General features: G+C 64.0%; 12 protein-coding genes and 1 other RNA gene. 9 read left to right on the forward strand and 4 right to left on the reverse strand.

The window, feature by feature from the left end; all coding sequences use genetic code 11:
- Nucleotides 1-43: 43 nt before the first annotated feature.
- Both ACRQ5Q_RS33825 and ACRQ5Q_RS33830 read right to left on the reverse strand, forming a co-directional pair.
- Nucleotides 44-574, reverse strand: a complete 531-nt coding sequence (locus tag ACRQ5Q_RS33825; protein ID WP_439394266.1) for a chromate transporter — start codon at nucleotides 572-574, stop codon at nucleotides 44-46.
- Complete coding sequence (locus ACRQ5Q_RS33830; protein WP_439394268.1) at nucleotides 571-1,176, reverse strand: chromate transporter; 606 nt, start codon at nucleotides 1,174-1,176, stop codon at nucleotides 571-573. Before ACRQ5Q_RS33830 ends, ACRQ5Q_RS33825 begins: the two co-directional genes overlap by 4 nt.
- A gap of 95 nt (nucleotides 1,177-1,271) precedes the next feature.
- Here ACRQ5Q_RS33830 and ssrA point away from each other — a divergent pair.
- From ssrA to ACRQ5Q_RS33875, 9 genes are all read left to right on the forward strand, one after another.
- Nucleotides 1,272-1,638: a transfer-messenger RNA gene (ssrA, locus tag ACRQ5Q_RS33835) on the forward strand.
- Nucleotides 1,639-1,752: 114 nt separating this feature from the next.
- The gene (locus tag ACRQ5Q_RS33840; RefSeq protein ID WP_439369950.1) at nucleotides 1,753-2,271 is read left to right on the forward strand and encodes an SspB family protein; all 519 of its coding nucleotides are present in this window, start codon (nucleotides 1,753-1,755) and stop codon (nucleotides 2,269-2,271) included.
- Nucleotides 2,272-2,360: 89 nt separating this feature from the next.
- Nucleotides 2,361-3,794: a class II fumarate hydratase gene (gene fumC, locus ACRQ5Q_RS33845; RefSeq protein WP_439399922.1), complete on the forward strand. Its 1,434-nt coding sequence runs from the start codon at nucleotides 2,361-2,363 to the stop codon at nucleotides 3,792-3,794.
- 277 nt (nucleotides 3,795-4,071) lie between these two features.
- Complete coding sequence (locus tag ACRQ5Q_RS33850) at nucleotides 4,072-4,260, forward strand: DUF4169 family protein (RefSeq protein WP_439369951.1); 189 nt, start codon at nucleotides 4,072-4,074, stop codon at nucleotides 4,258-4,260.
- Complete coding sequence (locus ACRQ5Q_RS33855; RefSeq protein ID WP_018640860.1) at nucleotides 4,257-4,508, forward strand: ribbon-helix-helix domain-containing protein; 252 nt, start codon at nucleotides 4,257-4,259, stop codon at nucleotides 4,506-4,508. Before ACRQ5Q_RS33850 ends, ACRQ5Q_RS33855 begins: the two co-directional genes overlap by 4 nt.
- 116 nt (nucleotides 4,509-4,624) lie before the next feature.
- Nucleotides 4,625-4,900 carry a FeoA family protein gene (locus ACRQ5Q_RS33860; RefSeq protein ID WP_018640861.1) on the forward strand — a complete coding sequence of 92 codons (276 nt, stop codon included), beginning with the start codon at nucleotides 4,625-4,627 and terminating at the stop codon, nucleotides 4,898-4,900.
- A gap of 37 nt (nucleotides 4,901-4,937) precedes the next feature.
- Nucleotides 4,938-6,809, forward strand: coding sequence for a ferrous iron transporter B (gene feoB / locus ACRQ5Q_RS33865; RefSeq protein WP_439369953.1), 1,872 nt, complete (start codon nucleotides 4,938-4,940; stop codon nucleotides 6,807-6,809).
- Nucleotides 6,810-7,280: 471 nt separating this feature from the next.
- The gene (locus ACRQ5Q_RS33870) at nucleotides 7,281-7,562 is read left to right on the forward strand and encodes a hypothetical protein (protein WP_439369954.1); all 282 of its coding nucleotides are present in this window, start codon (nucleotides 7,281-7,283) and stop codon (nucleotides 7,560-7,562) included.
- Nucleotides 7,563-8,058: 496 nt separating this feature from the next.
- A complete protein-coding gene (locus ACRQ5Q_RS33875) occupies nucleotides 8,059-8,292 on the forward strand; it encodes a hypothetical protein (protein WP_439369956.1) in 234 nt (77 codons plus the stop codon).
- Between the two features lie 94 nt (nucleotides 8,293-8,386).
- Here ACRQ5Q_RS33875 and ACRQ5Q_RS33880 read toward each other — a convergent pair whose 3' ends face one another.
- Nucleotides 8,387-8,632: a hypothetical protein gene (locus tag ACRQ5Q_RS33880; protein ID WP_439369958.1), complete on the reverse strand. Its 246-nt coding sequence runs from the start codon at nucleotides 8,630-8,632 to the stop codon at nucleotides 8,387-8,389.
- Nucleotides 8,633-8,673: 41 nt separating this feature from the next.
- Nucleotides 8,674-9,798, reverse strand: a complete 1,125-nt coding sequence (locus tag ACRQ5Q_RS33885) for a DUF2336 domain-containing protein (protein WP_439369959.1) — start codon at nucleotides 9,796-9,798, stop codon at nucleotides 8,674-8,676.
- Between the last annotated feature and the right edge of the window lie 411 nt (nucleotides 9,799-10,209).

A 10,209-nucleotide genomic window follows, 5' to 3' on the forward strand; every position in this document is an offset into this window, starting at 1 on the left:
TGGAAAGGGATCCCCGGGCCGCAGCCCTGCCTAGCGATTTTCATCACACAATGCCAGCAAAACCCAACAGGCCGCCGGCGAGCAAGAGCCAGAGCGGATGGATGCGCGAGACCGATGCGATCACCGCAACCATCGCGGTCAGGAGCACTGCAGCAATCGTCCGGTCAGTCGACTGCGCCAGGATCAGGGCACTCGCCGCCATCAATCCGATCGAGAGCGGAACCAGCGCAGCCTGGATCAGGGCCGGCCAGCGCGACTGTCCGGGCCGATTGAGGAGACGGCTGACATGATAGGCAACGAGCGCGGTCGGCAGGCACATCGCCAGCGTGGCCGCGAGCGCCCCGGGGATGCCGGCAACCGCATAGCCGATTAACGTCACGATTAGCACGTTCGGACCTGGCGAGAGCTGCGCGATCGCATAGGCATCGGCGAACTGTTTGTCGGTCATCCAGTGATGCACGTCGACCGCGATGCGATGCATCTCGGGCACCGCCGCGGCGGCGCCGCCAACCGCGAACAACGACATCAGGCCGAAGGTCGAGATCAGCGTCCACACCGGGCTCTCGGCGTTCACGCTGCTACCTTCCGCCGCAGGAGGGAGGTGGCGCCGATGCTCACGGGGATTGCGACCAGCAGCACAGCCTGCAGCGGCAGGCGGACCACGCCGATGGCGAGGAAGACGCCGAGCATCAGGATCAGCGCGACCGCCTCCATACGCTTCAGGAGCGGCGTCATCATGCGGAAGACCACTGCGATCAACAGGCCGACTGCGGCGCAGGAGATGCCTGCGAGGATGCGACGCAGCACCTCGAGGTCGCCGAACCGGGCATAGGCGATCGCGAGCACGATCATGACCAGCGTCGGCGGCAGCAGCAGCCCGGCAAAGGCGGCGACACCTCCGGCGATCCCCCGCAGCCGCGCACCAAACACCATCGACAGATTGACGATGTTGGGCCCGGGCAGGAAGTGGCAGAGCGCGAAGGTCTCGTTGAACTCGTCCGCCGTCATCCAGCGGTGCTGCTCGACGATCGCCCGCCGCGCAAACACCAGGACCCCGCCGAAACCGGCCAGCGACATCCGGGCGAAGGCCGTGAACAGCGCACCGAGGCTAGGCGGAGGCCCGCTCAGTGCGGCGCGATCCGGCTCTTGGGCGGCCGGTACTGAATCGGTGGACATCTCAGGAGCTTAGAACGGTAGCCGCTGCGCGGCCAAGATCCGACCGCCGGCGAACCGGAACCTATCCAAAGGGAACCGCGGATCGCTGCTCGAAACCTCTGTTTTTTGAAACCTTTGCCCCCTATATTGGGGGTGCTGGTTCGCCGGCTATGGAAATAAACGGTCGTCGCAATAAACCATTCGGACCCGGGGGCGGTACCCGGCGCCTCCACCAAAGCCCACATCGGGCAGGCCCTGAAAGCGGGCTTTGGCGGGGGCGAAATAGGATCGACGAGGGCGTAAAGGGCGTACTTTTTCCCGGTATTGTTCCGCCGTTATCGGGCTACTGCAATAGTTGCCAACGACAACTTTGCTCCGGTTGCTCAGGCTGCGTAACGCAGTTTGAAAGACCACTCTAAAGTCCTAGCGGGTTAAGCTCCGCTAGGCGGGGTTCGGAGGCACCTGGCAACAGAAGCCTCCACTTACCTCTCATTTCCTCCCCTGCGGGGGACTCCTGCTGACCCGTCAGGCGCGATACTATGCGGCTTGGCGAGTCGGGCCGGCAGGGCCCAACTCCTGGAATGCGACAGGACCACCATGGCGACCGATCATATCCGATACGATGTGCTGGCCCGCGACGCGCTGCGCGGCGTGCTGCGGAAGGTGCTGACCGACGCCGCGGCCCATGGCCTGCCCGGCGAGCACCATTTCTTCATCACCTTCGTGTCGAAAGCCGAGGGCGTGAAACTGTCGTCGCGGCTGCTGGCGCAATATCCTGAAGAGATGACGATCATCCTCCAGCACCAGTTCTGGGACCTGACCGTGCACGAAGACCGCTTCGAGGTCGGCCTGTCCTTCGGCGGCATTCCGGAACGGCTGGTGGTGCCGTTCAGCGCCATCAAGAGCTTCCTCGATCCGTCCGTGAAATTCGGACTCCAGTTCGACACCTCCGATGTCGCCGAGGTCGCGCCGGAGAATTTGCCGGCAACGCCCGCTCCATCGGCTGTCGCCGTGCCGGCGCCGGCTGCTGAAACGGCAGAGGCCACGGAAGAGCCGACGCCGCCGAGCCAGGGCGGCGCCGAGGTCGTGCGGCTCGATCGTTTCCGCAAGAAATGATCCAGGTTGGGCCCGCCCCCGTCGCGCCCGGCCAAACTCGCTATATAGAAGAGCACATGAAGAAGCCGCGCGGCATCTCGCGCGGCAGAATGGATGTGCTCATGGCCAAAGCTTCCCGCGCGAAGACCGCCCACCCCGCAACCCGCATCGAGACTGACAGCTTCGGTCCCATCGAAGTGCCCGCCGATCGCTATTGGGGGGCGCAGACCGAGCGGTCGCGCCAGAATTTCCGCATCGGCACGGACCGCATGCCGATCGCGCTCGTGCATGCGCTCGGCATGGTCAAGCTCGCTGCCGCGCAGTCCAACCTCGAGCTCGGGCTGCTCGATCAGCGCCGCGCCAACGCCATCATCCGCGCCGCGCGCGAGGTGATCGACGGCAAGCTGGACGACCATTTCCCGCTTGTCGTGTGGCAGACCGGCTCGGGCACGCAGAGCAACATGAACCTCAACGAGGTGATCGCCAACCGCGCCAATGAGCTGCTCGGCGGCGAGCTCGGCGCCAAGAAGCCGGTGCATCCCAACGACCACGTCAACATGAGCCAGTCGTCGAACGACTCCTTCCCGACCGCGATGCACATCGCAGCCGCAAGCCGCATCAATGCCGATCTCGTCCCGGCCCTCGGCGAGCTGCTTCGCGCGCTGCGCAAGAAGGAGAAGGAGTTCTCGAAGATCGTGAAGATCGGCCGCACCCATACCCAGGATGCGACACCGCTGACGCTCGGCCAGGAATTCTCCGGCTATGCCGCGCAGGTCGAGAGCGGCATCGCGCGGCTCAAGGTCGCGGTGAAGGATCTCTATCCGCTGGCGCAGGGCGGCACTGCGGTCGGTACCGGCCTCAACTCGAAGCCGCGCTTCGCAAAGCTGTTCGCAAAGCACGTTGCCGGGATTACGAAGCTGCCCTTCACCAGCGCCGCCAACAAATTCGAGGCGCTGGCCTCGAACGATGCCTATGTGCTGGCGCACGGCGCCATCAATTCGGTCGCGACCGGCCTGTTCAAGATCGCCAACGACATCCGCCTGCTCGGCTCCGGCCCGCGCTCGGGGCTGGGCGAGCTGATCCTGCCGGAGAACGAGCCGGGCTCCTCGATCATGCCGGGCAAGGTCAATCCGACGCAGTGCGAGGCGATGACCATGGTGTGCTGCCAGGTGTTCGGCAATCACACCGCCATCACGGTCGCCGGCAGCCAGGGCCATTTCGAGCTCAACGTCTACAAGCCGGTGCTGGCCTACAACATGCTGCACTCGATCCGCCTGATGGCGGATGCCGCGCGGTCCTTCACCGAACATTGCGTCAGCGGCATCCGCGCCGACGAAAAGCGCATCAGGGAGCTGATGGAGCGTTCGCTGATGCTGGTGACGGCGCTGGCCCCGAAGATCGGCTACGACAACGCCGCCAAGGTGGCCAAAACCGCGCACGCCAACGGCACCACGCTGAAGGAGGAGGCGCTGCGGCTCGGTTTCGTCTCGGCCGACGAATTCGACCGCCTGGTGCGCCCGGAGAAGATGACCAGCCCGGGCTAGATTTCCGAATTCCGATAGTCATCCGTAATGATACGGACGCCGGACGGTCAGAAATATGCATTTTTGGGGTCGGGACTTGATTACCGTCAATGTTCCGGTGGGGCGCCGTGTTACGCAGCCCCACCGCCCTTGAGGGGCGAAATTCATCGTTTGATGGCCCGAAGGGCCGATTGACGAGGACCAGCGAATGGCGATCAAGTCTTGTGGGGCGCAATGCGCCACCCTGTTTCTGAATATTTCATCCTGCCTGCAGAGGATCGGATGATGGAGACGCGGCATGGGGAACGTCATCAACCTGAATCGTTTCAGGAAGCGCGCCGAGCGGGAAGCCTCGGCGAAGCAGGCGGACGCCAACCGGGCGAAGTTCGGCCGCACCAAGGCGGCGCGGTCGGCGGAGGAGACGCGCGCGGACAAGGCGAAGGCGCACCTGGACCAGCATCGGATCGATCGCGAGGAGCAGCCATGAAGTCGCCCGTCGTGAAGCGATCGATCGTGGTCGCCGGCCACAAGACCAGCGTCAGCCTGGAAGAGGCGTTCTGGAACGGTATGAAGGAGATCTCGGGCCTGCGTAACATGACGCTGTCCGAGCTCGTCGGCGAGATCGACGGCAACCGCCAGCAGGGCAATCTGTCCTCGGCGATTCGCCTGTTCGTGCTCGACTACTTCAAGAGCCGGGCCATGGCCGCCCAGCCGGACAAGGTCCCGGCGCAGTAGCCGCCGGGGCGTGTTTCCGGCGCGGCTCCGCCCCCTGCACTTTAAAATTACTCTAAGGTGCAGTTTCGGTCGCCGTGCGCGCTTGACCTCAATGCCCTGCGTTGAAAATACAGGGCATGACCGACCATGATGATACGCGCCCGCATATGCCGCTGGGTCTGGCCCTGCGCGGCTATACCGGCGTCATCCAGCACCTTTCCACCAAGGACACGGGTTCTGCGCTTTCGGACATCGAGCTCGAAAGCCGGCTGATCGAGCTTGGCTTCGTCGAGGGCGCCCGGGTCGAGGTCCTGCACGAAGGGCTGGTCGGGCGCGACCCGATCGCGGTCAGGGTCGACAGCATTACGATCGCGGTCCGCCGGCGCGAAGCCATGGCCATCATCGTCGCCTAGTCGGCGACCGGATAACTGCCCCCAGGCCTTTGATCCCATGGAAGCACCCCTGCTGCATCTCGCCCTGGTCGGCACGCCCAACAGCGGCAAGACCTCGCTGTTCAATGCCCTGACCGGCAGCCGGCAGAAGGTCGCGAACTATCCCGGCGTCACTGTCGAGCGCAAGGAAGGCTTCTTCGTCACCCCGCTCGGCCGCCAGGTCTCCGTGGTCGACCTGCCCGGCACCTATTCGCTGCGTGGCCGCAGCCCGGACGAGGAGATCACCCGCGACTTCGTGCTCGGCAAGGCCTCCGGCGAGACCGTGCCCGATCTCGTGCTGTGCGTCGCCGATTCCACCAATCTGCGCCTGACCATCCGCCTGCTGCTGGAGCTGAAGCGCACCGGACGGCCGATGATCCTCGTGCTCAACATGTTCGACATCGCGTCCCGCCGCGGCATCACTGTCGATGTCGAGCGGCTCGCGAGGGAGCTCGGCGTGCCCGTGGTGACCTCGATCGCGGTGCGCAAGGGCGGCACGGCCGACCTGCTGGCGCTGACCGACGAGATCTCGGCCAAGCTCGCTAGTGAGCCGCAGGAGAACAGCTGGCGCGCGCTCAGCGTCTCCGAGCTGCGTGCCACCCAGCGCGAGGCGGACCGCATCATCGCCGACTGCGTCAGCCTGCCAAGCCGGCCCGACACCTGGACCGCGCGGATCGACGCCGTGGTGCTGCATCCCGTCGGCGGTCTGATCGTGCTGGCGCTGATCCTGTTCGTGATGTTCCAAGCGGTGTTCGCCTGGGCGCAGCCGGCGATGGATCTGCTCAAGTCGGGCTTCGACGCCCTCGGCGAGTTCGTGAAAGCCACCCTGCCCGACGGCCTGCTGCAGAGCTTCCTTCAGGACGGCGTGATCTCCGGCGTCGGCAGCGTCATCGTGTTCCTGCCGCAGATCATCCTCATCTTCCTGTTCATCCTGCTCTTGGAAGATTTCGGCTACATGGCGCGCGCGGCGTTCCTGATGGACCGCATCATGGGCGGCGCCGGCCTGCACGGCCGCGCCTTCATTCCGCTGCTGTCGAGCTTTGCCTGCGCCATTCCCGGCATCATGGCGACACGCGTGATCGACAACAAGCGCGACCGGCTGACCACGATCCTGATCGCGCCGCTGATGACCTGCTCGGCGCGCATTCCGGTCTACACGCTGATCATCTCCGCCTTCATTCCGGCCAGGGACGTCTGGGGCTTCATCAACCTCCAGGGCCTCGTGATGTTCGGCCTCTACACCACCGGCATCGTCAGCGCGCTTGCCGTCTCGTTCGTGATCAAGTTCTTCATGATCCGCGACTACGCGCCGGCCCCCTTCATGCTGGAGCTGCCGGACTACAAGATGCCCCGGCTGAAATCGATCGCGATCGGTATCTACACCCGCGCAAAAATGTTCCTGCAGCGCGCGGGTACCACGATCTTCTCGATGATGGTGCTGATCTGGTTCCTGGCCTCGTTCCCGCAGCCGCCGGCGGGCAGCACCGAGCCCGCCATCGACTTCAGCCTCGCCGCCATGATCGGCAAGGCGCTCGAGCCCCTGCTCGCGCCCGTCGGCTTCAACTGGCAGATCGCGGTCGCGCTGATCCCGGGCATGGCCGCCCGCGAGGTCGCGGTCGCGGCGCTCGGCACCGTCTACGCCATCGAAGGCGGCAAGGAAGCCGCCGAGCAGATCGGCCAGGTGCTGGCGACGAAATGGTCGCTCGCCACCGCGCTGTCGATGCTGGCCTGGTACATCTTCGCCCCGCAATGCGCCTCGACGCTCGCCGTGATCCGGCGCGAGACCGGGAGCTGGGGATGGATGGCCGTCACCTTCACCTACATGCTGGTGCTGGCCTATGCGGCGAGCCTCGTGACCTACAACGTCGCGGTGGCACTCGGCGCAGGCTAGCAGACCTTCCAAACGAAACTGCGAAAACAACCCCATGCACAGTAGGCGGGGACTGTGAAATCAATGGCTTACGCGAGTGCCAGCCCGTAGCCCGGATGGAGCACTGTGAAATCCGGGAATCTCGCCCAAAGCACCACCGGACCCGGATTGCGTTGCCCTCCATCGGGGCTGGGGGCTGCACCCCATCGCCGGTTGCGCCGTCGGGCAAAACACTGGCATGATGGCATCATCGCGAAAATCATCGACGCTGCACACGCTTCATCTCGTGAGGCGCGGTTTATGCGATTGGGTGCAAGCTTCGGTCATGCGCAGCCTGGCAGGTACCGGCTGCCCGATAGGCAAGACGTTCTTGCCGAGAGCGTCACCGCGGCGCGTTGCTTGCGCTCCACTCGGAGTTCGACCTTTGATTTCTGTCAATGGTGGGACTCATCGGCATGTCACGTTTTCTCGTCGTGCAAAGGGAGAGAATACATGACCAAATATGCCAAGCTGCTTGGACTGTTCGTAGTCGCCGCGCTGTTCACGGCAACGCCCTTGTCGCTCCGCTACTCGCCGGTGGATGCGTTGTCAGTGTCCACTGACACGGCCGAGGCCCGGGTCGGGCGTCCCCTTACACCGATGAGCGTTGCCGGCGTCAACCGCAGGGTCCATCGGCGGGCGTATTACGGTGCAGCAGCGGCAGGAGCCGCAGCCTATGGTGCCTATGGCTATCGCCGGGCCTGCGGATACTACCCCTACCCGCCCTGCTATTGAGGGCCGCACGATCGCATCCAGACATCAAACAGATCAAAGGAGGCGGCCTGAGCCGCCTTGCTGTTGCTCGACGAGCCAAGCTGCGATCCGGACGCCGGAATGAGCCGCCTCGGAAGGCGGGATTGATCGTGCCCGCGAAGAGAGCGAAGCGTTCATCGAGCTTTGCGCGCGCGAACAGCTTGGCCTCGGCCTCCGTCGCAAAGGTCTTCGTCTCGCGCGGGCTGCGTTGTCTTGGAAGTAAGCCTCGCCTTCGAACAGAGGTGACTTACCAATTCGGGACCATTGCGCCAGCCAGCGGTTCGAGTGTGCGCTGGCTATCGTAAACCTGCATTTTCCACTGCGACGGTCGGAACAAATAAACCCAGGGGATAGCAGTTCCATTCTGTTGCGACGACGCCGACCTGAACAGTCATTCAAGAAAGTTTCGTCGCTGTTCCTGCAACAGGCGGAGGCGACGGTCGTTGACTCGCGACGAACGCAAGCCAAGGAGGAACAGATGAAGAAGCTGACTTACGCTCTTGCAGCGCTAGCGACGCTTGCAATCGGTACCCCCACAATCGCCAACGCGGCCGGCTTCGGCGTCTATATCGGCGGCGACAGGGATTACTATGACGGCCGCCGCGCGCGCATCTACGAGCATGACCGTGGCTGGCACCGTGGCTGGTACAATCACGATCGCGACTACGACCGAGGCGTCGTGATCCGTCGTTACCATCACTGGGACGATTAGTGCGAACCAGCATGATCGAACAAGGAGGCCCCGCTTCGGCGGGGCCTTTTTGTATTTGCGTGGACGCAATGAAGGCGCGGCCCAGAGCTGCAGCCTACCTGAAATATCCCACCACGAGATCGACGTCGGAGCTGCGGGCGGCGGTGCCGTTCAGCTCGGCGTCGATGACGCGGCGGCAGGCCTCGATCGCGGCGTCGTCGCCGAGGTCGTTGGCGGCTTCGAGCACGAGCCAGGCTGCGTCCACCGAGGCCTTGTCGGGTGCTCCGCCGCCGAGATCGGTGGCGACAGCATTGTTGAGGTTCTTGTTCTTGCGAACTGCGGTGCCGAATTGAGGCAACATCTGCAATACTCCCCTCTCGAATTCCTGCTCAGTACAACTGTTCAGTGAACCTGGAGCTCGGGCTGACGGCCCGCGGCGGAATCGGCACCCGCGCTGTTCTTGCGCGACTGGTAGAATTTCAGGATGCTGCGCGACGTCTCGATCTTGAGCCGGCCGTATTCGCGCTCATTGTCCTGGAGGTCGCGCGCGGTGATCAGATGATCCTTGGCGCCGAGGAAGAGCAACGACATGGTCGTGTCCCAGGAGAAGTCGAGCGCCTTGCACAGCACGAGCAGCATCTCGCGGTTGCGGTCCATCAGCGCGCGTTCGATGACGTCGACCGGCAGCGCCGACAGCAGTGACAGGCCGATCTGCACCTCGTCGAAGCGGTGCTGGCGCGCATAGTTCGCGATCGAGTCCTCATTGAGGTTGCCCTGCCGGTACTGCGTCGTCACCACGCGCTTGGCGACGAAATAGCTGCGCGAGGACGGACCGAACTTGGATTGCAGATCGCCGGTGACCTCGGTCACCGAGCTCTGGATCTGCGGCATCATCTCGGGACGCTCGGTCTCGAGGCGGCGGCGGACGTCTTCCGACGCCTTCGCGATCAGCTGCTGGAAGATGTGGCGCGGCACGTCCTTGCGCAGGCCAAGCTGCTCGGCAAGGATCGAATCGCCCTCGGCACGGCGGACCATGTGCAACAGGCCAGAACCGGAGAAGCGCGCGCCCGCGTTCTTCGCAACCGAGGTCACGACCTCCTGGTTGCCGCGCTTGACCAGCACGTCGGTCACGGCCTCGCCGATCGACTGGCGCTGCGAGATCGCGAGCAGATGCGCCTGGCCCTTGGTCAGGGCACTCGCGACCAGCATCTTCTCGTCGATTCGATTGGAGTCGCGCAGTACGGGACCGGCGACCTCGATCTCGTCGTCCAGCGCGAGCTTCTCGATGACGTTGAGCGGAGCGTGGTCGCAGGCCGACATCAGCTCCGAGAGCTGCACGCGGGCGGCGACCTCGATCTCGTCGGCGAGCCGGCCGATCACCTCGCCGAACATGCTGATCTCGTCGTCGCTGTAGCGGCCGGTGATCAGAATGTCGGTCGCGTGCCACAATGCGCGTGCCCGGCTTTCGTCGGTGCCACGCGCGATCGCGTCGTCCAGATCCTGTAGAAGCGATTTCGCCCCGTTCATCTCGATACCCCAGTTCTTGGTCGTTCTTCGGCGAACCGTTCGCCTCAACTGGCGCGACGCCGAATTCCTCTGGGACCGACGCTAGAGATGAAACGCGAGAATTCGGTAAAATCGGCAAATCAGTTTTACCGACTAAAATTCATTCAAATGCGAGGGAATGGGTTAACCGGCATGCAAGTGGCTGCGCGGGCGGTGCGGCCCCTCTCCCGCTTGCGGCAGAGGGTTGGGGAGAGGGTGTCTCCCCAACGGGACTATCCCCTAGAGGAGCAGTGCTATCGCATTTGAAAACTTTTCCCGCGGCCATCCTTCAGGCGGGCTCCCCAGGATGAGGACGGAGTGCGCGGCAGCAGTTTCAACGGGCACTGATGCTGATTAGCCTCATCCTCAGGAGGCGCATAAGCGCCGTCTCGA

The organism is Bradyrhizobium sp. PMVTL-01 (genome assembly GCF_051861855.1).
GTDB lineage: Bacteria > Pseudomonadota > Alphaproteobacteria > Rhizobiales > Xanthobacteraceae > Bradyrhizobium.